At 45.9% G+C, this 22,637-nt stretch carries 19 protein-coding genes; 9 read left to right on the forward strand and 10 right to left on the reverse strand.

The features are described 5' to 3' along the window. Positions 1 to 35 precede the first annotated feature (35 nt). A complete protein-coding gene (gene proS, locus QUA04_RS00290; RefSeq protein WP_333252675.1) occupies positions 36 to 1,841 on the reverse strand; it encodes a proline--tRNA ligase in 1,806 nt (601 codons plus the stop codon). Between proS and QUA04_RS00295 the strand changes: the two genes are divergently transcribed. Next, positions 1,840 to 2,232, forward strand: a complete 393-nt coding sequence (locus QUA04_RS00295; RefSeq protein ID WP_333252677.1) for a hypothetical protein — start codon at positions 1,840 to 1,842, stop codon at positions 2,230 to 2,232. The genes proS and QUA04_RS00295 overlap by 2 nt on opposite strands. A 518-nt stretch (positions 2,233 to 2,750) precedes the next feature. Next, the gene (locus tag QUA04_RS00300) at positions 2,751 to 5,897 is read left to right on the forward strand and encodes an MFS transporter (protein ID WP_333252679.1); all 3,147 of its coding nucleotides are present in this window, start codon (positions 2,751 to 2,753) and stop codon (positions 5,895 to 5,897) included. A gap of 277 nt (positions 5,898 to 6,174) precedes the next feature. On the opposite strand, the gene QUA04_RS00305 is transcribed toward QUA04_RS00300, so the two are convergent. Then, positions 6,175 to 6,765, reverse strand: a complete 591-nt coding sequence (locus QUA04_RS00305; protein ID WP_333252681.1) for a Uma2 family endonuclease — start codon at positions 6,763 to 6,765, stop codon at positions 6,175 to 6,177. 288 nt (positions 6,766 to 7,053) lie between these two features. Here QUA04_RS00305 and QUA04_RS00310 point away from each other — a divergent pair, with 288 nt between their 5' ends. Further along, positions 7,054 to 7,533, forward strand: a complete 480-nt coding sequence (locus QUA04_RS00310; protein ID WP_333252682.1) for an orange carotenoid protein N-terminal domain-containing protein — start codon at positions 7,054 to 7,056, stop codon at positions 7,531 to 7,533. Positions 7,534 to 7,758: 225 nt separating this feature from the next. Here the strand turns inward: QUA04_RS00310 and QUA04_RS00315 are convergent, their stop codons facing one another. The 4 genes from QUA04_RS00315 to QUA04_RS00330 form a co-directional block, all read right to left on the reverse strand. Beyond that, positions 7,759 to 8,433: an acetoacetate decarboxylase family protein gene (locus QUA04_RS00315; protein ID WP_333252684.1), complete on the reverse strand. Its 675-nt coding sequence runs from the start codon at positions 8,431 to 8,433 to the stop codon at positions 7,759 to 7,761. Between the two features lie 279 nt (positions 8,434 to 8,712). Next, positions 8,713 to 10,194 (reverse strand): S-layer homology domain-containing protein, encoded by a 1,482-nt coding sequence (locus QUA04_RS00320; protein WP_333252686.1) that lies wholly within the window; start codon positions 10,192 to 10,194, stop codon positions 8,713 to 8,715. A gap of 185 nt (positions 10,195 to 10,379) precedes the next feature. Continuing rightward, entirely contained in the window at positions 10,380 to 12,485 is a 2,106-nt protein-coding gene (locus QUA04_RS00325) for a M10 family metallopeptidase C-terminal domain-containing protein (protein ID WP_333252688.1), read from the reverse strand. A 133-nt stretch (positions 12,486 to 12,618) separates the two neighbouring features. Next, positions 12,619 to 13,293, reverse strand: coding sequence for a polysaccharide deacetylase family protein (locus QUA04_RS00330; RefSeq protein WP_333252690.1), 675 nt, complete (start codon positions 13,291 to 13,293; stop codon positions 12,619 to 12,621). A 589-nt stretch (positions 13,294 to 13,882) separates the two neighbouring features. Between QUA04_RS00330 and QUA04_RS00335 the strand changes: the two genes are divergently transcribed. The 5 genes from QUA04_RS00335 (at position 13,883) to QUA04_RS00355 (ending at position 18,103) form a co-directional block, all read left to right on the forward strand. After that, the gene (locus QUA04_RS00335; protein ID WP_333252692.1) at positions 13,883 to 14,650 is read left to right on the forward strand and encodes a ChaB family protein; all 768 of its coding nucleotides are present in this window, start codon (positions 13,883 to 13,885) and stop codon (positions 14,648 to 14,650) included. 266 nt (positions 14,651 to 14,916) lie between these two features. Then, positions 14,917 to 15,075 (forward strand): rubredoxin, encoded by a 159-nt coding sequence (gene rd, locus QUA04_RS00340; RefSeq protein ID WP_333252694.1) that lies wholly within the window; start codon positions 14,917 to 14,919, stop codon positions 15,073 to 15,075. A gap of 24 nt (positions 15,076 to 15,099) precedes the next feature. After that, entirely contained in the window at positions 15,100 to 16,365 is a 1,266-nt protein-coding gene (locus tag QUA04_RS00345) for an NAD(P)/FAD-dependent oxidoreductase (protein ID WP_333252696.1), read from the forward strand. Between the two features lie 179 nt (positions 16,366 to 16,544). Then, complete coding sequence (locus QUA04_RS00350) at positions 16,545 to 17,213, forward strand: hypothetical protein (RefSeq protein ID WP_333252698.1); 669 nt, start codon at positions 16,545 to 16,547, stop codon at positions 17,211 to 17,213. Between the two features lie 116 nt (positions 17,214 to 17,329). Further along, entirely contained in the window at positions 17,330 to 18,103 is a 774-nt protein-coding gene (locus tag QUA04_RS00355; protein ID WP_333252700.1) for a class II aldolase/adducin family protein, read from the forward strand. 111 nt (positions 18,104 to 18,214) lie between these two features. Here the strand turns inward: QUA04_RS00355 and QUA04_RS00360 are convergent, their stop codons facing one another. The 4 genes from QUA04_RS00360 to QUA04_RS00375 form a co-directional block, all read right to left on the reverse strand. Next, entirely contained in the window at positions 18,215 to 19,117 is a 903-nt protein-coding gene (locus QUA04_RS00360) for an Rpn family recombination-promoting nuclease/putative transposase (protein WP_445242270.1), read from the reverse strand. Between the two features lie 37 nt (positions 19,118 to 19,154). Beyond that, entirely contained in the window at positions 19,155 to 19,901 is a 747-nt protein-coding gene (locus tag QUA04_RS00365) for a HEAT repeat domain-containing protein (protein WP_333252704.1), read from the reverse strand. 454 nt (positions 19,902 to 20,355) lie between these two features. Further along, positions 20,356 to 20,892 (reverse strand): GNAT family N-acetyltransferase, encoded by a 537-nt coding sequence (locus tag QUA04_RS00370; protein WP_333252706.1) that lies wholly within the window; start codon positions 20,890 to 20,892, stop codon positions 20,356 to 20,358. 4 nt (positions 20,893 to 20,896) lie between these two features. Continuing rightward, positions 20,897 to 21,100, reverse strand: coding sequence for a hypothetical protein (locus tag QUA04_RS00375; protein ID WP_333252709.1), 204 nt, complete (start codon positions 21,098 to 21,100; stop codon positions 20,897 to 20,899). A gap of 133 nt (positions 21,101 to 21,233) precedes the next feature. Here QUA04_RS00375 and QUA04_RS00380 point away from each other — a divergent pair, with 133 nt between their 5' ends. Next, positions 21,234 to 22,595 (forward strand): calcium-binding protein, encoded by a 1,362-nt coding sequence (locus QUA04_RS00380; protein WP_333252711.1) that lies wholly within the window; start codon positions 21,234 to 21,236, stop codon positions 22,593 to 22,595. The last annotated feature ends 42 nt before the right edge of the window (positions 22,596 to 22,637 follow it).

Raw genomic sequence — 22,637 nt, forward strand, 5'->3', positions numbered from 1 at the left:
GTGCGCGGTGCGCGCACCTTACCAATTATAAAGGCTTAGTTGATGGCGGCTTCAATCCACTGTTTTAAAGTAGAATTTACTTCATCAATGAGAATTTCCTGTGATTTGTGAGTTGCTCTTTCCACAACTTCAACTTTGCCGGCTTTCAGCGAACGACCCGGAACAATGCGATAGGGAATGCCGATTAAATCAGCATCTTTGAATTTAACTCCGGCTCGTTCGTCGCGGTCATCTAGTAGGGTTTCAATGCCAGATTGGTTGAGTTCTGCATAGAGTTTTTCGGCGACTTCTACTTGTTGGGCGTCGGAAATATTGGGGATGCTAATTATGGCGTGATACGGGGCGATCGCCACTGGCCAAATTATCCCGTCTTTGTCGTAGGATTGTTCTACAGCCGATTGAGCTAGCCGCGACACGCCGACGCCGTAGCAGCCCATCACAAAGGGCATTTCTTCGCCTTGTTCGCTGGTGTAGGTGGCGCCCATTGCTTGGGAGTATTTTGTGCCTAATTGGAAGATGTGGCCGACTTCGATGCCTCTGGCGCTTTGCAAGGTTTGTTCGGGGTTGTGCACTGCCCGATCGCCCTTTTTGGCTGTTCTGACACCCACAACCATTGCTGGTAGCGGAAATTCTTTGTTCCAATTAGCCCCGACAACGTGGTATCCTGATTCGTTTGAACCAGTGACAAAGTTTGTCAGGTCAACTGCGGTGCGATCGACTAAACGCAAAAACTTAGAGTTTACCTCCTTGCTCCCAGCGATATAATCATCAGCAAGATCGGGAGCCATATAACCGAGAGGTAAAGATTTAGCCGCCCATTTCCGCTGAGCTTCCGCATCGGGAACAGTCAAAAATAAAACAGTTTTAGCTTGATAATTGCCCGCTAACTTCGTCAACTCATTCAGCAACTTTACCTGATTTACATCTTGGTCGCCGCGAATGCTTACCAATACCAAGACTGTGATGCCATTATCGTAAACAGCCTGGTAAAGCACATTTTTCACAACTTGCGTCGGAGAACATTTCAAAAACTTGCAAAGTTTATCAATTGTTTCAGTTCCCGGCGTTTCCCGCTTTTCACAAGTTGCAAAGGGCGACGGTTCGGCATCAGCAGGCATCGATACAGCCTTTTCCACATTAGCGGCATACTGACCGTCTTCAGTATAAAGAACTTCATCCTCGCCCGCTTCCGCCAGCACCATAAACTCTTGAGAACCAGAGCCGCCAATTGCTCCCGAATCGGCATCTACTGCTCGGAATTGCAAGCCCGATCGGCGCAGCATATTGCTATAAGCTTGAGCCATATCCTGATAAGTTTTTTTCAGACTTTCTTCGTTTGTATGGAAAGAATAGCCATCTTTCATAATGAATTCGCGACCGCGCATCAACCCAAAACGCGGGCGAATTTCATCGCGAAACTTAGTTTGAATTTGATAAAAATGTAAAGGCAATTGCCGATAGGAACGAATCATATCTTTAGCAATTGTAGTAATTACTTCTTCGTGCGTTGGGCCCAGTCCCAATTCTCGCTGCTGCCTATCTGTCATGGCAAACATAATACCTTCAGCTTGAGTGTATGTGTCCCAGCGGCCGGATTCCCGCCACAAATCGGCCGGTTGCAATTGCGGGAGGAGGCATTCTTGAGCGCCGGTAGCGTCCATTTCTTCGCGCACAATTTGAGATACTTTTTTGAGAACTCGCCACATTAAAGGTAGATAAGCGTAAATTCCGCTACCGATGCGCCGGATGTATCCGGCACGGAGTAATAGTTTGTGGCTGGGAATTTCTGCTTCTGCCGGGTCTTCGCGCAGGGTAACAAAAAGCATTTGAGAGAGTCGCATGGCTGATTTCCTTAAAATACCGGATGATTGTAATTTTAGATCAACTTCTGATATTATCAGAACTAAGCCCGATTTGATTAAATATATGAATAAAATTTGGCAAAACTATGAAAAAGGTATGGCAGTCTTTGATAATTGTCACTCTCCTACTGTGCAATCTCAATGGGTTGCCTTAAAAGATGAAATAGGAGAATTTGTTCGAGAACCTAGTTTAAGTGAAATTTGGGATATTGTTCATGCTGCTGGTCGATTGCTTTACAAACTAACCGGAATTCCTTTCAATTTACTGGCCTATCCTACTGTTCGCAAACACAGTCAACGTTTCGAGGAGTACGGCTGTATTCGCAGCATTCGGAACTGTGAAGGTAAATGCTGCGGCAAAAAATCATAGGGTACGCTGCGGCGCACCCGATATCATGTTTGTTGAATTGCCTGCAATTAGATTTAGAAACCCTGGAGGATCGCAACCGACTGCTTATGCAGATCCCTCCCTCGGAATTACTAGATCGCTTTGAGCCTAAAAATCAAACGGAATCCTCAACTAGGTAGCGCACTCTACGATATCTAGAGTACATCACATCGCACTTTACTACTATTGATAATTGGTGGGGATTGCCCCCGCCTCAAACTTGCCAGTTTTATGCGATCTCTGCTGCTACCAATCCCTTAAAAAGTAATTTCTGACTTTAGACGGATTTATTTTTTAGCTTCCAGAGCCATAATAAGCAGTAAGGATGAGATCACTATAGAACTGATTTACTACTCATCCCAATTTCACTAATAAGGCGTTCCGTAAGATAAAGCCGAACCAAAACAAACCATCATCTAAAGATTACAAAATCCCCTATAAAAAATTGGGGGACTCTTTTCGCTATGCCGAGTTAGGCATAAAAACTTAGGAGGTCAATTATGTTTGAAAGCGAGTTATTAATGTCGCTGTACACTGCCCAACTCAATAGGGGCCAAATGCCAGTAGAAATGCCAGTAGAAATAGATGTGCCATTTGACCACCCCGATCTCGGAGGGCTGATGTTTTTAAGCCCGCAGTTTTTCGTAGCCTTAATAGCCGGAGTCATTATGGCTTTCGGCTTCCAATTCCTGTTAACAAATTTCTCTATCGCTGCCAAAATATCAAATTGGGACGAGGCTTTACCCGACGATGACGATGATGATGAGTCCGAAAGTTTAGGCAAAAAAGTTCGGAAAATCGAAGGTTTAGTCGGGGGTTGGATTTTAGTCACCGTTAACCTGGCTTTATTTTTGGCTTGTTTTCTGGCAGTCAAACTAACTTCAATTGCCAGCGTAGACGGAGCGGCAATTATTGGTGTGGTTATCTGGGCTGCGTACTTTTTAACCCTGGTGTGGCTCGGTTCTAGCGCCGTCGGTTCTATGATCGGTTCCTTGATAAAAACTGCTTTTTCTGGCATTCAAGGCGTCATGGGTACTGCTGGTGCTGCGATCGGCGGCAAGATGGCTAGCGACCAAATGGTCAATACTGTAGAGGCATCTGTGGCCGCTGTCCGCCGCGAATTGAGTTCGGCAGTAGACCCGGATAGCATTCGCGAAACACTGCAAGATTATGTGGGTTCTTTGCAGTTACCCAAACTAGATGTTAAGGAAATTCGCGGTCAATTTGAAAAGTTGCTGGGCGATGCAGATATCAAATCTCTTGCGGGAAGCGACGTTCTGAAGAATGTTAACCGCCAGACTTTTGTGGATTTGATTAAGAGTCGCACAGACTTTTCTCAAGAGGAAATAACTCAAGTTGCCGACCAACTCGAAGGCGTTTGGAAGCAAACTTTCGGCAAGCAGCAAGAGCAGAAAGACCCGAATTTAGAGTTGGTTGATTTTCTCAAGTTTGCGGCTCCCGATTTGCTGAAGTCTGACGAACTCAACGCCAAGCTGTCTCAAATTCTGGAAAGTAGGGAAAACAAATCGGAATCCGGCTCAGGCGGCATGAAGCGAGCGATGCAGTTGGGTGTGGAAGCTCTTGTGGGCACTGTTTTGTCGCGGACGGATTTGTCTGATTTGGATGTTGAAAAAATCTCTGGTCAGTTGCAGCAACTGACAGCCAAAGGGACGGAACAAGCTAAATCTTTGGCTTCTAAGGTGGGCGACAAAGTGCCTGCGCTGCCTTTCAATACAGCTAAGGCTGATGTGGAAAACTACTTGATGAATGCCCAACCTTGGCATCTCAACCGGGAGACAATCAAGCAGGAATTTAGGGATGTGATTTACGACCCGGAAGCTTCTCCGGGGGCAGTTTTGCGCCAGTTAGAGCTGTTTAATCCCGATTATTTTGTAGGGATTCTCAGCCGCCGCGAGGGGTTTGCTCCGGAACAGGTGACGGAAATTGCCGAACAGCTTGAAGGTGTCCGACAAGAAGTGTTGGAAATTGTGCAAGCTGCTGCTGGTGAAGAACAGTCTCAAGATTTGCGGAGTCGGATTGAGAATTATTTGCGATCGACCGGCAAGGAGGAATTGAATCCTGAAGGTATCGAGCGGGATTTCCAAGCGCTTTTGGAAGATCGGGATGCTGGTTTTGAGGCTTTGCGCGATCGCCTGTCTCAGTTTAACCGCGATACTTTGGTGCAGTTGCTCGGTCAGCGGGAAGATTTCAGTCCAGAGGAAGCCGATCAGTTAATCGGGCGGCTCGAAAGTTCGCGCGATCGCGTGATTTCTAGAGCTCAAGAATTGCAAGAGCAAGCGAAGTCGAAAGCGCAAGAATTGCGGCAAAAGGTAGAAGACTATCTCCGCAATACTAATAAGGAAGAACTCAATCCTGAAGCGATCGAGCGCGAGTTTCAAACGCTGTTAAACGACCCGGAAGCCGGATTTAAAGCGCTGAGAGAACGCTTATCTCAATTCGACCGCGATACGCTGGTGCAGTTGCTGTCACAGCGGCAAGACCTCAGCGAAGAACAGATCAATCAGACGATCGACCGGATCGAATCTGTGCGCGACAACATTATCCACGCGCCGCAAATAGTTGCAGATAGAGCTAAGCAACAGTACGAGGAAGTTACTGCAAAAATTGGCGATTACCTGCGGAATACTAACCTGGAAGAACTCGATCCAGAAGCCATCAATCGGGATTTGACTAAATTGTTTGAAAATCCGAAAGAGGGTGCTTTGGCACTTCGGGACAGACTTTCTCAGGTCGATCGCGAAACTTTAGTCAAGTTGCTGTCGCAGCGGGAAGATTTGAGCGAAGAACAGATCAATCGGACGATCGATCGCGTGCAAGATTCGATTCGCAGCATCGTGAAATCGCCCCGCCGCTTGGCATCTCGCGCTCAAAAAACAGTCCGGGATTTCCAAGGCAGTTTGGAAAATTACTTGCGGAATACGGACAAGGAAGAACTCAATCCTGAAAGCATCAAACGCGATTTGCAGTTGCTGTTTAGCGAGCCGGGAATGGGGATGCAAAGTTTGGGCGATCGCCTGAAGCACTTCGATCGATCGACTCTGGTAGCATTGCTCTCGCAGCGGGAAGACATCTCGGAAGAGGAAGCCAACAAAATTGCCGACCAAATTGAATCTGTCCGCAACCAAATTGTCGAACAAGTTCAAATGGTTCAGGACAAGTTTCAGTCAGCAATGGATGGTATTTTCGGGAAAATCCGGGATTACCTCAATTCGCTCGATCGACCAGAGCTCAACTACGAAGGCATCAAGCGGGACTTGCGTAAAGTGTTTGATGACCCGCAGGCCGGATTTGACGCGATTAAAGAGCGTTTAGGTGAGTTCGATCGCGGTACTTTAGTTGCCCTGCTGAGTTCTCGTTCCGATATTTCCGAGACTGACGCTCACCGAATTGTTGACCAAATGGAAGGAGCCAGGGACAGCGTTTTATTGCGATCGGAACGCCTGCAACATGAAGCCAAAAAACGCATTAAACAGCTCAAAAAGAAGACCAAGCAGCAAGCAGAAGATGCGCGCGAAGCGGCAGCAGCCGCAGCTTGGTGGCTGTTCGGTACGGCTCTGACTTCTGTGGTTGTTTCCGCTTTGGCTGGAGCAATAGCAGTCGGCGGGATTTCGGGTTTGTTTAGCTAGATTTTCAACGAGTTTGAAATAAAGTTCTCCTGATTCTAGGCTGGCTGTTTGCCAGCCTATTTTCTTTGACTAACACCCCATTTGTTTGGTGTGGCATAATTGCAGAATAATTTTAATTGTTTTGTGGGATGGGCGGGACGCCCGTCCGGTGTATTGTCAAAGTAGGCGGGACACCCCATAATAATTATCCTCCAATTGTGCAACGCCGTTTTTTTAGTCCGCCCGACCCTACGTCCTGCCACGTAAACTGCGGCGGCTTTTGTTGATGTAGCGCATTCTATTCCCCGATAAAATTAGGAGGAAATACTTTAGATAAGTCGAGGGACAAATCCCCAAAATTAGGGATGCCAACCGTCTCATTAGGCAGAAAAATTCTCTTGACGCGATAACCAAATTTGCCTTGCGAATTCTGATAAGGTTCGCTGTAACATTCCAAACAAATTTCTAATAAATTAAATATCCAATAATCAGAGATACCCGCTTCAGCATAAAGGGGCAACTTGACTTGTTTGTCGTAATTCAAAGAAGAATCCGCAATCTCAATCAGTAACAATATATCCGCTGTTGTGGGGTGACAGGATAAATAGTCATCAGGGCGATTTTGCACGATCGCGCGATCGGGTTCTGGTTCGCTGTCATCCGGCAGAATAATCGGTTGTTGCCCTCGCAGTGTCGCCCTTTCTCCCAGCAGCTTAAATAACTCGCGTTCCAAGCGTGTCTCGCAAACAGAATGAGCCGTACCTTTAGCAGCCATGTTTACAAGTTCTCCCTTGATTAACTCAACTCGATCGTCCTCACTAAAGAACCCCAGTTCTGTCAGGCGGTGATATTCCGCTATGGTGAAGCGTTTTGCAGTTGCGATCGACATAACAGCCACCTCAATACAGGTATGTTGCGATTATAGGCGATCGTCGATAGGCTAAACAATGCTAATCATGAGCTCCGCTAACAGCAATTTTGTCAAATTTGCCTCATCCTTTGGTTGCAAATTTTCCCAATTTTGGTTAATTTACTCCCCAAACTTATGTCCGGGATCATATCTGCCTTAAGCAAGATTCTAGCATCACTATTTATTAGGTACTTTAACTTAAGTAGCAAACAAAAGTTTTCTCACAAATAAGAAAACTGAGCAATACATATTATTTTGGAGGCTTGAATGACATTTACTACTACCGGTGCTTACGACCAAGGAAAAGCAGATATTCAGAGCTTGAGTGTAGACGACCAATTAGGTTTGCTGTGGTTTGTTTACACTGAAATGGGCAAGTCAATAACACCAGCGGCTCCCGGTGCTTCCGGTTCCGACATCGCTCAGGGTTTGTTCGATCAAGTCAAAGCGCTGCCCCACGAAGAACAACTACAAGTAATGCGCGACATTGCCTCAAAAGCCAATACTGAAATCAGCCGGATGTACGGCTCGATGAGCCCTGAAACCAAGCTGGCTTTTTGGTATTTCTTAGCAGTAGGAATGGACGAAGGAACTATTATTCCTATGCCTCCCGACTATGAACTTCCAGAAGCAGGAAAAGCTTTATTAGGAAAGGTTCAGGCGATGGACTTTCAGCAGCAAATTGATTTCCTTCGCGGTACAGTTTTAGTAATGGGTGCTGAAGCCGCTCCGGGGGCTGGCATTTAAAAATAGGACTTACGAAAAAAAACCCGGTTTCTCGGAGAATATTGGGTGTGGCAACGACGCATTTAGGAAGAAACCCGGCTTTTAGCCGTTTGATGCGTAAGTCCTCAAAAAGATTAGTAAGTAGCTCAAACTAATACGTCGCACCAGAAACCCGGCTTCTTCAAGAAACCGGGTTTCTGGCTGTTGTATTTTTTTAGGTTTACGACGAAGAGGCGCACTTTACAGCTAATAACTGAATTCAACGGCTCTGTTTCCCACAACTTCCGGCGCAGCGACTGTTAAACGCAGATTTTCGCAGGCAACTGTTAGCAAGGGCTGACCTAAGTTTAAAGTCGCAAAAGGACTTTCTTCTGCCACTTCTAATTCGCCTTTAATCAAACCGATGCGAGACTCTAATCCTCCTTTAAACAACAGCAAATTGCTGCGGTCAGCGCTGAAAACATTTCCGCTAAAAGGCAGCGGTAAGGCTAAGCTTTGCTGGCTGTAATTGAGGCTGCACAGTTGACGGTTTTCTTGGCGAACTGTGACGCGGTAGCCTAGCGGTGCTGCCTTTACCGAATCGCTGCCTTCCCAACTAAATTGAGCTAATTCTTTAGGAAGTCCCCAAATTTCGCGCCCACCGGCTACCGAGTTAGGGTTGTCTACGTAAATATGGGAAATCCAAGCGCCCCATTTTCCTGCATAATTGGCGATCGCGCTAACTACAATTAACTCATTGTACTCCATCACCGAACCCAACCCGTAGGAGGATATATAAATGCCACCTAGGGTTTTTCCGGGCAATAAAGAGACTATTTCTAACTCAGAGGGAACCAAGGGGCGCACTCGTGCCACATCTACCAATTGTAAAGTCTGAACAGCATAACCTTGCAGATTCCAAGGTGCAGGTGGATATACCATTTTCAGTGATTAAATATCTGAGATTTTATCTTTATTTTAGCTTAGGGTCTAAAAAGCGACAGCCCTTTGCATTTCTTCACACCTTGTGAGGAAATTTAGTTTATTTAAACAAATTAATATGTGACGAGAAATTTGATGAATAATTGACGTGGGTTATCTGTTGTAGGGGGGCGGGTTTAGTAATATTGTTAGTAGGAATTAGATATTATTATTCAAACCCGCCCCTACAGATATTATCAGCGTTTATCCGGGTTCATCTGCCGTTAAAAACCTCGAAGTCTACTTACTAGCATAACCCGTACTCACCAAAAACTCCCGCAACTTCCCAAAGAATTCAGTGCGATCGCGCCCTTGATAAACCCTGTCCAACAACTGCCAACCTTCCGCCTCCTGGTCCATGACATACTTGTTCGCCATGAAGGCCGCCAAAACCCCTTTTACCTCCCCATTTTCACTCAAACGCTTGTTAGATTCTAGCCAAAGCTCAGCAGAATTCGTGTATACTTCCACCGGATACTGTTTGCTAACATCTTGCATTTTACCTTGGCGGTACTGCCAAATTTGCAGCGGAAAGCGAGAATCAGCATAATTGGTAAAAGCCTCGGAAAATCTTCCGTCCTGACTCTTAAACTCTGGGATATCATTTTTGCCAAAATCGACTATTTCGTAACTCACATTGCCCCAGAAATGCTTGATATAAGTGTATTTGTTAGCTGCCGACTCGTAGCGGTAAATAAACGAATAATTGCAGCAGCGGACGCCGCTTTTGATTGACACTAAATCTGCCAGCACTTCCGGTTCCTTGTCGCCGTCCAAATCACGGATTCGTAACGATAAAAAACGTCCTTCAGATATTTCTTCGCTGGCTCTTTTGTCGGGATTATCTACTAGAGAGCGAGTCGGAATCAGCACTGGTTCTTCTAATAAAGTTTTACCGTCGCGGATAATTCTGATGCGGAGATTTTTAGCATTTTCTGCTTCTTTTACGAAAGAAACTTCCGCCCGAACTTTCCCCGCTTCCGAGATTTCTGTTGTTCTCGGCGGGCCGATATTCGCTGGAACTTGGGCGATATATTCGGCAGGAACTAAGGCAGTTTGGCCGGGTTTGGCGATCGCCTGACAGAAAAAAGTTGCGACTTCGGCGCGAGTAGCATTCCGAGTAGGTTCTAGCTGTTTGACGGCGGGATAATTGACCACAAGTTGTTTTTCTGTGGCGGCGGCGATCGCATTTCTTGCCAGTTCGGGAATGTCCGGCGCATCTTCAAAAGTCGCATCCAAAATCTCAGCCGCCGGCCCCGTAGGTGTATATTTCAAGCCGCTGCTTAAAGCTACCAAAGCCTGCCAGCGGGTAATATTCAAAGTTGGGTTAAAGATACTGCCACTGTATCCAGACATAAAACCCGTCTGATAAGCTTCTCGAATTGCTTTAAAACCCCAGTAATTCGTGGGAATATCTGCAAAGTCGATCGGAGTTCGGACGGTTTTGGCATCGGGAAAAGCCATGCGAACCATCGCCGCAAACTCAGCGCGGCTGACGGGGCGATTCGGGCGAAAAGTGCCGTCTTCGTAGTAGCCACTGATGATTTTTTTCTGTGCTAACTCCTCTATGCAAGCTTGCGCCCAATGGTCGTTAACATCCTTAAATTTGGCTTGAGCAAATGCCGGCGCTACATTCATGCCCGGAAACAGTACATTGGTAATGATGATACCCAAGGCAACGACTAAAGCAATGACAGCTTGAGATTTGCGCGATCGAACCATATAACAGCCTCCTCATAATTCGCAAATATACCAAAACCTACAGGACTTATGCACTCATATTAAAGAAACCGGCTTTTTTTACGAAAATCTTTGGCTGTAGCCCTCAAATTAGGTGAAAAACCCGGTTTATTTGGTGGGAATGCGTAAGTCCTATTTTAAAAAACCCTCGTTTCTGACTATCTCTGCTAAAACAAAGCAGCAGTAGCGCCTGATACACGGAAGCGTGGAATAGAATAGCTGATAGCAACTTTGTCACCTGGGATCGCGATGTTATCCCCAAAGGAACTAACTGATGGAACTTTACCCAAAACGGAACCAAAGTCTGTACTTAAATAAGTCTCGATCAGGTTTCCTGTTGTACTGTTAAAGCGATATACAGCGCCTTGAGACTCGTAGGAGCTGGCTCCAATCAGAATCTCATTGCCTGTAACTGCCAAGCTACCTCCGAAACCATCGTTTGTGTATAAGTTGGAATCGGGTTGGTTTGGGTTGGAAAACTTTCGGATCAATGAGCCTGTATTGCCGTCAAACAGGTACGCTGCACCCCTACCGCGATCGGCAAATGGCGCTCCTATGAGAATATCGTTACCAACTGCTGCGATCGCCTTGCCGAAAGTAGCACTATTGTCGGCAGGATCTGGGCTTGGAAAAGTTTGGAGGAGTTGACCTGTTATGCTATCGAACAGATAAACTGCTGAATTAATGGATGTTTCCAACGGTTGTTTTGATGAGGCTGCGATCGCAACTTTGTTTCCGACAGCAGTTGCATATTCAACCGGAAAAAGATTTCTAGGGATGGGACTGAAAAAGCTTTGCAGTAGCGCGCCTGTATTGGAGTCAAACACGTATGCAGGAGCCACTGTTTGATAACTCAAAGGTAAGTCTGGAGTAGGAGAAATCAGGACGTTGTTACCCACAAAGGCGACTTTTCTAGCAGTTCCGGAGCTAAAAGGTTGGGCATCCCCAGTGCTGAAGCTTTGCAGTAGTGCACCTGTATTAGTATCAAACAGGTATGATTTGTTGTTGCCTGATGAAATCAGGGCTTTGTTATCAGCTATAGCGACGTTGTTACCAAAGAAAACAGATTGTGTAGGCGGCCCAAAATTCTGGAGGTACTTCCCCGTATTGGTGTCAAACAAGCGAGCAGATCCTGGAGCTTTGTTGTCAATGCTTATGCTCCCGAGGAGCAGTCGATTGCCGTCGGCTGCGATCGCATTGACGAAATCGAAGGTTTGAATCGGAGAGGGTGGGTTGCTATCGTCTAGAACTTTTAATGTAGCTGTATTCTGCGTGCTAATATTCGTGATGCCTGTGGGTTCGGTCAACGTCAGCAAAGCCGATCGAGGATAATGACGAATTGCATCATCGACTAAAGGAATATTAATAGTTTTAGGTGTAGTGTCTCCAGCGGCAAAATTGACCGTACCTAACTTGACTGGAAAAAAGGCAGCATTTAAGTTTGATGGCCGCAAGCTGGCCTCCACAAATGGATTGGGATAATCCAGCGTTACTGTGGCGCTGACAGCAGCGTCGCTGCCGTCCGTGCGAGTCACGATGACAGTTTTGGAAACACTGCTCTCATTGGTTATGAAATCATTGGTGCTAAAGGCTAACGTGCCGGGAACAATAAAGTCCGATCGCTCTAAACTGCTACTGCTAACATTTTGTAAAACTGCCAAAAACTCCCCTGTATCTTGCTGAATTACAGTATCGTTTGGATTTTGAGAGTCCGGCAAAATTATGATATTTTCAAACAGAAGCCCATCTGCTAAGGCAATTTTATCCTTGCCTTTGTCAAAATCAGTAATGGTATCTGCTAGAGCAACAGTAGAACCGCCGAGTTTATTTGTGAGTACAAATACGTCATTACCTTCGTCTCCGGTGAGAGTATCTACACCAATATCGCCGTTGAGAGTATCGTTGCCAAGGCCCCCAAACAGTGCATCGTTACCTTTGCCTCCCCGCAAAATGTCGTTGTCGGCTAAACCGATAAGAGTATCGTTATCTACTTCGCCTTTGAGTAAGTCATCACCCTTTTCTCCTAACAGCAAATCGTCGCCTTTACCGCCGTAAAGTGAATCGTTGCCGTCATTGCCAAAAATGCGATCGTCACCGGCATTCCCCAGAATCAATTCTGCATCTGAGGAACCCGTTACAGTATCCTCTGGGCCCAACAACCAGGCTCCACCAGGAAAATTAGCAAGCTGTCCCACGGAAAGCGTAAGATTTTCCGATGTGTCGTCTCCTACCAAGCGCGGCGGGTTATAAAAATTGTCTGCTTTTAGTGCCATCTTCGCGTCCTCTTTGCTAAATTGAACTTTTGGCAAGAAACCGGAGTTTTTAATCACAATACTTGCTGAAACCCCTTAATCTCGGTTAAAAAACCCGGTTTCTTTGTTCGGAGTAGCGATCGCACTGACACAATTAGGCAGAAATTTGTTGCCACAGGCGATCTACTGTCACGAATTTGTAACCTTTATACAATAGCAATGGAATTATTTTATCGGCCGAAGCTGCAACATCTTCGCCGCCGCAATAGCCGTCGTGCAGTACAATAATTGATCCGTTTTCTGTTTGCTGCACGATGCGACTAATAACTTTCCTCACCCCCGGCCGCACCCAATCTTCCGGGACAACACTCCACATTACAGGGCGATATTCCCACTGTTGCAATAACTCTAATGTTCGCGGCGTAAAAATGCCGTTGGGTGGCCGCACGTCTAGGATTAATTTTGGGTCTAAATCGCAAGCTTTGGCAATTGCTTTTTGGGTGTCTTCTAAACTTTGTTTGAGTTCGTGGGTTTTGAGTTTGGGAAACGATATATGCTGGTAGCCGTGGAGACCGATCCAGTGTCCGCGATCGTACACTTCTTTAGCCGTTTCTGGATGCCTGTCCACGCAAAATCCCAGCCAGAAAAAACTAGCTTTGATGTCGTATTTATCTAAAATTTTTAACAGTTGAGGTGTGTGCTGACGGTGCGGCCCGTCATCAAATGTGAGGGCAATTTCTCGGCTGTTGATATCTCCCGTCCACAGACATCCGGGAAAAGCCGATTTGAGAATGGGATGAACGACAGGAAACAGGGGTGCTAATGGCATTGATTAACCTTGATAAATGCGATCGGGTAGAAATGAAGCTGCGTTACAATAGAGTAAAGTTAACTCAATCTAGGTAAATATGACAACTACCGTTGAGATTGGAACGCTAATTGTCACCACGCCGGAAGCGGCGGCCGCCCCCGCCTCGCCAAAACCTGAATTACCCTAGAAAATATTGCTATTGATTTTAATGCTGGGCTGACTCCAGAACAAATCAGTGATGAAAAACCGCACTTGACTTTAGCACAAATTTATGGTTTCCCAGCGTACTCTTATGCAAACAAAGATAAATTTGACGCGGATATAGGAGCCAGAAACGCTGAGTGGGAGCGCTTGGAATCTGCATATACGACCAAACTTAAGCCGTTACAATAGAAGAGGATAGGAATAGTTTGTAGCTTATAGTAGAGCTGAATAACTGTTAGTAAAAGATGAGCTATCTCCAATACAAAAATTATTAACTCTTTTGATAGAGCCTCAAACTATATCCGATAATCGACCTCTATCTCAAGGTCGATGCGATCGCCCTCCAGCGTCCTCCTATACTGAAAACCAGCATAACTAATCGACCAACCATCAAGGAGGTAAAATGACCGAGGAATATTTAGCCGAACGAACAGTTTCAGCCGTATTTAAGGAAGAAGAACAATTAGACGGTGTAATTCGGCGGTTGCTCGATCGCGGAGTTTCCCGCGACCACATCTCAGTCATGGGAAAAAACTTTCAGTCTAAAACTAGAATTGCCGGCTTTCTTACTAAAAAAGATGTGATTTTAGGGGGTCTGCGAAGTGGGGCGATTTTTGGTTCCTTATTCGGTTCTTTTTTGGGTTTGCTAACAGGCGTCGGCGTGCTGTTTATTCCCTTTGTCGGTGCAGTAGTCTCGGCGGGTCCGCTGGGTGCTGTACTGTTGGGTGCAGCTAGTGGCGCGATCGCAGGTTCGGCCGGTGCTGGTCTAGTTTCCGCTTTAGTCGCTTTGGGAATGCCCGAAGACAAAGCAACTATCTATCAAACCCGCGTTGAAGCAGGCGAATTTCTCGTGATGGCAGAAGTTCCCGCAGATAAATCGGGCGAATTTCAACTCTTGCTAGAAAGTGCAGGTGGCGAAGAAGTTTCAGTTAGCGAAATGACGCTGCCGCGCGCCGTCAAAGGTCGCTGCAATAGTCCGGCAGACTTGTCTCCAGAAGTGCGATCGCACCTGTCGGAAGCTGCTCAAAAAACCTTTATGGAATCATACAACGCCGCATTTGATGAAAGCAACGACTCGATACAAGCCGAACACACCGCTTGGGACGCCATTCACCAGCAGTATGAAGAAGATGAAAACGGCGTTTGGACCAAGCCTTTAGCGAAAGTCTAGTCTGGCAATCGCACTAAACTAATAAAAAATACAATCAAGCCTCTAGAACGGCGGTTCTGGAGGCTTTGACGATTTTAGATTTTAGATTTTAGATTTTAGAATTGTGCAAGACTTAATTAAGTTTTAGAATTGAGAATTATTAAAAACTTAATTTTTAATAATTTGGGAATTGCCGAAAGTCGCATTACGATTTGAAATTGGTATTGCACTAGGTTGCGTTCTCAAGTACAATCTATAGGCTTACAATATAAAATTGAGTTAAGCAAATGCAAAAATACGTTTGTACAGTTTGCAATTACGTCTACGATCCAGAAGTAGGCGACCCCGACGGAGGCATAGATCCCGGTACACCCTTTGAAAATATCCCCGACGATTGGGTTTGTCCCACTTGCGGGGCGGCAAAATCCGATTTTGAACCAGAATAAGCGAGAAAAAATTTGTCCGATCGAATGCTCAAAATTACAGTCATCGGCGGCGGTGCTGCTGGTTTTTTTAGTGCAATTACCTGTGCCAAAACCTACCCGCAGGCCCGCGTCACTTTACTAGAAGCTGGCCGACAACTCTTGGCAAAAGTTCGCATCTCTGGCGGCGGGCGCTGCAATGTGACTCACGCTTGTTTTGACCCCGGTGTTTTAGTGCAGAATTACCCCAGAGGAGGGAAAGCTTTGCGCGGTGCTTTTACTCGATTTCAACCCCGCGATACTGTAGAATGGTTTGCAGGTCACGGTGTGAAGTTGAAAACAGAAGAAGACGGGCGAATGTTTCCGACCACAGACGATTCGGGAACAATTGTTAACTGTTTGATTCGGGCTGCTGAGGATGCAGGCGTGAAAATTCGCACCGGCGATGCAGTAGTTTCAGTAAAGAAATTAACGAGCAACACCGCACAGGGCGAACAGGGGGACACCGCCCCTAGGTTTGAAATTGAGTTGAAGTCGGGGGAGAGTTTTAAGTGCGATCGCATTCTTCTCGCTACAGGCAGCAATCCGTCGGGTTATAAGTGGGCAAAAGAGTTAGGTAATACTGTAGAACTGCCCGTTCCTTCTCTATTTACTTTTAATATTTCCGACAGCAGAATCAAAGATTTAGCCGGAATTTCTGTTCCTAATGCTAAGGTGAAGTTGCCGGGAGCTAAATTAGAACAAAGCGGGCCTTTGCTAATTACTCACTGGGGTTTAAGCGGACCTGCTGTACTCAAACTTTCGGCTTGGGGTGCGAGATTTTTGCACGATCGCCATTATAAGACTTCTGTGCTGATTAATTGGCTTCCCCAGTACAATGCGGAAGTTTTGCGGCAGCAACTGCTAGCGGTTAAGTCGCAGTTGTCGCACCGATTGATTGTTTCTAGCTGTCCGTTTCCGGTGCCGCGCCGCCTCTGGGAACGCTTGACAAGTTCGATCGGCATTGATGAGCAAAAACGCTGGGCCGACTTATCTAACAAAACCCTCGATCGCCTCCTGCAAGAACTCGTTCAAGGCGAATATCAGGTTGCCGGAAAAGGCGCATTTAAAGAAGAGTTCGTCACCTGCGGCGGTGTCAACCTCAAAGAAGTCGATTTTAAGACAATGGAAAGCCGCCGCTGTCCCGGACTTTTCTTTGCGGGCGAAATCTTGGATATCGACGGCGTGACGGGCGGTTTCAACTTCCAAAGTGCCTGGACTACAGCGTGGTTGGCCGGAAACGCGATCGGCAAACCATCCGATTGTAGATTGTAGATTTTAGATTTTAGATTGCGGGGTATTTGCTATATAAAGGTTTGAGAGTTGCGAGCGCGCGATCGGCTTGCCTGTATTAAATTTTGTGTTATTTTTGAATTAAGGCGCACCAAATGTGTGTCCACTTCAGCTTGTAGACCAAATTCGCAGTTTTGCGGAGTTAACCTCGGGTGAGATACATGAAAAACTTGAATCTAAAAACCCTAAAGTTCGATCGCAACCTTGACAGCCATTTTGACTCACCTTTCATCGAAAAAAATGGCTTGCTGGAATTCAACCCCAAATTTATCGAACCCGAATTTTTAACAACCTGGACGTTTGAGACGCACCTGTACGACGAACAAGTTGCGATCGACCACTTTGTCCTCACATTCCCTAGCCGCACCGAACTCGAAAACTACGCCGAATCTTTTTACCCCTTCGGCGCCAAAACAGTTGAAGGCCCCGACTTGTTCCCGCTCAACTTTTGTGCGGAAAACATTAATGTTCCCTCCGACTTGTGGCTGCATTTAATGACCTTATTAATGCCAGCAGGCGGCTTAGTAGTATTAGATGCGCCCCACGCAGCCGGCGACCAAACAGACCGCTTCCAGCAAGAAAGAGGATTAGAAGCAGTTCACCACGTCGCGATTCGAGTCGAAAACGTGCAGAATGCTGCTATAATATGGCAAAACAAAAACTTTAAACCGCTATCAGAGCGTCCTTTAAACTCCGGCTCATTAACCCAGTGGTTTCTACAAAACCCCGCCGGACAAATCATCGAATTAATAGAACGTCTCCCCGGCAACAACGCTACCTTTGACTGCAAAAACATCGCAGGTTTGCGTCTCAGTGAAATCGCAGTTTAGTAAGGCAGCCAAGATGCCGGGCCCACAATTGGCAAGTCCAGTTATCTCGTTCCCAGTCTCTGACTGGGAATGCCGATTCCGAGAATATGCCTCCAGTCTTTTTACTAATAAAATATATGGTTGCATTAAAAATTCCAAAAGTCACTTTTCAACCCCCAACATTCAACTCACTTGAAGAAGAACGCCGCCACCGCAAACAGCGTTTAGCCGCCGCATTCCGATTATTTGCCCGCTTCGGATTCAGCGAAGGAATTGCCGGACACATCACCGTCCGCGACCCCGAACACCTAGACCATTTCTGGGTCAATTCTTTTGGAATGCACTTTAGTTTAATTCGAGTCAGCGACCTAATTTTAGTCAACCACAAAGGCGAAGTTGTTGAAGGAAATAAACCCGTAAACGAAGCAGCATTTGCCATTCATTCCCAAGTGCACAGCGCCCGCCCCGACGTAATTGCAGCAGCCCACGCTCATTCTCCCTACGGCAAAAGTTGGTCGAGTTTGGGTCGCCTGCTTGACCCCCTGACGCAAGATGCTTGTTCTTTTTATGAAGACCAAGCTTTATTTGACGATTACACCGGAGTTGTTTTGGAAATAGAAGAAGCTAAACGCATCGCCAAAACTTTAGGTGATAAAAAAGCCATTATCTTACAAAATCACGGACTGTTAACAGTAGGTCAAACAGTAGATGAAGCAGCTTGGTGGTTTATTGCAATGGAACGTTCTTGTCAAGCGCAGTTAATGGCCGAAGCTGCGGGAAAACCAATTCTCATCAAGCCAGAATGTGCGCGTTTAACACAGCAGCAAGTAGGGTCTCACCGCATGGGATGGTTTAGCTTTCAACCGCTTTATGACATGATTGTGCGCCGGGAACCCGACCTATTAGATTAGAAATTCGGCGGTTGAAACCGCTATTACACAAACAAATTCCGCCTGCTGCGGCTAAAGAATAAAGGGGGTATTAAAGCCGGATTTACTATCAGGAGTGCAAAGTTTATAAATTCATGCTGAAGCCGATTCAAGCCAAGCTATCAAATCCTGTTGACTGGTAAAATCGAGCAAGATTTCTCCTAAATTATCCAAGAGTTCGGGAGATAGCTGCTGGATGCGAGTTTGAATTTCCGGCGAAATTTCACCAGTGCGCCGCACGAGTAGACGCAGGATTAATGCTGTTTGCCCCTCAATTATGCCTTCTTGGCGACTTTTAATAATAGCACCGCGCTGATCTTCAAAAAACATTTCCCGCTTTTCCAATTCCTCTAATTCCTTAAGGGTTAAATTAGTTCTGCTGGCGATGGAAAAAGCTGTTTGAATTTCGGGAATTGATGCGAATTTTTCCGGAATTTCATCGAATAGGGGAGCATTTTTGATAAAATAAATCCAGCTTTGAATTATGTTTTCGACTTGTTCTAGTTCTTTGTTAAACTTGGGCAGTTCGACAAACACTAATTCGATTTCTCTGTTATAATACTCGAAGTTTTCTTCGAGTTCTTTAAAGACAAAATGGGTAAGAAATTTTTCGGTATTGTCAAATAGAATAAAATCTGTAATTGTTAAAGCAATCAGAGGATTTAATTTAGAGTATCCTTCCCTGGGTCGGAGTTGAGTTGCGTAGGTTTTGGTGGCATTGTACACTACCCGTTTAGTAAAAGCTTCTACATTTATTACCTGCATTTCGATAATCACAGTTTTGTTGCCTGTAATTTTGGCTTTAACATCCAGGTAAGTGTCTTTTAATCCAGTAACGCTCGGCGCGGCGTAAGGGTCAATAATTTCTAAGTCTTCAATGGTTGGCTGTGCGTCATAGAGCATGGCATTGAGGAAGCTAATCAAAATGTCTTTGCTCTGGGGCGACCCAAAAATTTTTTTGAAACCAAAATCTGTTTTAGCACTGATGAAAGGCATAATTAATAGTGGGTAATTGGTCATGGGGGCGCTTAAATCACAAAAGTCCTTCCATTTCTAAGTCTTCAATTATCTGCAATCCGCGCGGGTCGCCAACTCGCAAAAGTGAAGATTTAGCATCTTCCCGCACGCCCATATCTTCATCTTCTTCTAAAGCTTCAATCAAACCGTCCATCGCCCCAGCGTACACTATATTATTCGGCAATTCGCGAGCCAGTTGCCCGATCGCCCAAGCGCAGTTGCTCCGCACCGCAGATACAGAATCTCCCCGCAGCGCTTGAATTAGCGGCGGAATCGCAGTAATCACCACATAGTAACCAACCTTTGCCATTTGACCTAGAGAACTCGCCGCCCACAAACGCACCGCCGAAATATCAGTTTTCAGAGCATCAATTAAAGATGGTAAAGCGCGGTGGTCCCTGCAATTTCCCAAGGCCCAAACTACCCCTTTGCGAACGTAACCGTTCCAATCGCGGTTGAGCTGAAGAATCAGCGGTTCCACAGCATCGGGACTCGGATTTCGCCCCAACGCATAAGCCGCGCTCACCCGCACCAAGGGGCAACCGTCTCTCAATAAATTAATTAAATGCGAAATTGCTCGATCGTCCTGCAGTTCGCAAAAAGCCCGCGCCGCAATCATCCGGTGCTGAGGTTCCGGGGATTCCAGCAAAGGCAGCATTTCCTCGGGATCTGGCAGCGGGGGTTCGGATTCGTCAAATTGATCCAAAGGGCTTTCCAGTTCCGTGTCAGTATCAAGGGCGTTGGAGTAGTCGTTATTGTTCATAAAAAAACTTTACCGCACAGAGGATGCTCCTAAGCAACTCAGTCAGCAGTCAATAATTGTAGGGTGCGCGCGCAGTAGCTTACTACTGATATCTAGCACCCTTGTCAGCAACAGGCTTTTCGGCCTGTTCCACAAGAAAATTTATCTGTTGTGGAACAGGCCGAAAAGCCTGTTCATAAAATGCTAATTGAGAATGGTGCAACATATGACTTACTACAAACAAATACCTCTGCTGTCACCTAAGTTGGTAGCGAGGACTAAAGTCCTCATAGTTGCTGTCATCTAAGTTTGTAGTGAGGACTGAAGTCCTCATAATTTAGATGAATCAGGACTAAAATCCTTACTACAAACGAATATCTCTGCTGTTACTTAAGTTTGTAGTGAGGACGGAAGTCCTCATAATTGGGATGAATCAGGACTTTAGCCCTGATTCCAAACCAGTATAATTTATATTTCAAAGGGATTTGAGCATCGAGAGGGAATGACTTTGATAGCCTAATTTTTGATAGAGATTCACCGCAGGCTGATTGCTCAGAAATACTTGCAAACCAATTTGCCGATCGCCCCTTTCCCGCGCCCAATTTTCAGCATGAATAACTAAAGCTGCACCGAGTCCTAGACGGCGATGTTCCGGTGCTACGTACAGCAAAAAAATGTGAGCGTAGCGTTCTCCGGTGGTTTGGTCGATCGCATTTCCCAACCACAAACATCCAACAACCGATGTCAGATTTTGGGCTTGAGATTGGGGATTGAGATACTGCGAGGGAAGCCCCGGCAAAATTTCTGCCTCTTCCTGGCTGTTTTTCTGGCACTCTACCCACCAAACCGGCGTCTGGTTAGAAAAATACTGCTCGACAGTTTGAGCCAAATGTCCCAATTCCCCATCCGGGTAAAGCTCTCGGTAAGTCCGGTGCATAAACTTTACCAGTTTTGCCCGATCGAGTCCCGATCCTGAGCGCAGCCCGTAACCCGGTATTAGTTGACCAGACATCAGCTCAGCGGACACGGAAAGCGGAATAATTTAGCCCCAAGAAAATTGGATTCACTACTGCCGCTTGCTTTTGGGGGATCGCTTCCTCAATCGGTGCGGGGGCCGCCATGTCAGCCGGCAAAAAGATGCGAGCGCTGACTGCTACCAGAGCCAGGAAAAATACTAATATCGCTATTAATGGAGCAATGTATTGACGAATGATTGCCATAACCGCAAAAACTTGATTATTGAGTTGATATTATCAAGTGTACCATACAAATCTTGTCAGCTATAATGGTTGATTGGACACTTAGCTCAAGCTTGAGCGATCGCAAATACCAACAAACACAAAATATAATATTATGAGTGCCTCGCCTGCTGTTTATGAAGCTCTGGCTAAGTCAATTGTTTTTTTGAATCAAAAGCCTAGCGCGCAAAATGAAGTTTCGAGTTTCCTGGATACTAATGGCTACTATATCGATCGCATATTCGACGACCCAGAAACCAACTTTTATGCGATCGGGTTCGGTTCATCGAATCCCGAAAACCCGCCCGCCCTCGTATTTAAAGGTACAGACTTCATCGACGGCGACGCTATCTTTTCCGACTCGCGGGACATTGGTTTACCTGAATTTGAAAAAAACAAAGATAATATCAAAAATTGGCTCACCGAAATCGGTCAAAATACTGGTAAAAACCCCAACAAATTATTGCCCGATGTCATCGGGCACAGTTGGGGCGGAGCAGTCGCTCAAATTGTAGCAACCGAATACACATCTCTGACCGGCGATATCTTTACTTTCAACTCTCCGGGAGTATCAGCGAGTACATTCAACACTTTTCGGAGAAATCTCAGCAGGGCAGGCAACAAAAATGTCACTCACTACATTGTCAGCGGAGATGTAGTCAGCTTGTTTGGCGAAGCATTTATCCCGGGTAAAGTATTTATCCAAAGTTTTACAGACCCGAGTATTAATCCCTTAACTGTTTTGGCGAAACATCGAACTGAAAAGTTGTTAACTACTCCGCCCGTGGGTTTTTTGCAGAGGCAAATTTCCGTAGAACAATTAAACAGTCCCGAATTTACTTATAACAACGATTCAGATTTTAACGAGTTTATCGCTGCGATGAATTTCGCCCTGCCCAATGTGTCAGTCGCCATCAGAAGCAGAGGCGGTGCAGAGAGTGTGAGAACAGCACCCGAATTTTCTTTTGTGCAGTTTATCAGAGAAATGCAATACGGTTTAGCTCCCTTGCAACCGAATTATTTATTAGGGGACGCTCGCAACAATACTGCTACGGGGGGCCCTGGAGAGGATACAGTTATCGGCAACGGCGGTAACGATACTCTCAGAGGCAATCGAGGTAATGACAGCATCATCGGGGGTGATGGCGACGATTTCTTGTACGGCGGCAGAGATAACGATTATTTGGAGGGTGGCGACGGCAATGATTTGATTTCCGGTGAGTTTGGCAACGATTTTTTAATTGGTGGTGCGGGGCGCGATCGCTTTGTATTGGAACCCGGCGGCGGAGCAGATGTGATTTTAGATTTTCAAGATGGTGAAGATTTAATTGTACTGTCGCGGGGTCTAACTTTTCCTCAAATTAGAGTAACCCAAGCGGATGACGGAGCTTTAATTAGTATCCCGATTACTGGGGAAATTATTGCTACTCTCAGAGGCGTAGTGGCAAGCAATATTACGCGGGTAGATTTTGTATAGCTTGAGGGCGAGAAAAATTTGTAGTTTTGGTGGCGCGAAACC

The sequence above is a fragment of the Microcoleus sp. S13_C5 genome, from assembly GCF_036700845.1.
GTDB lineage: Bacteria > Cyanobacteriota > Cyanobacteriia > Cyanobacteriales > Microcoleaceae > Microcoleus.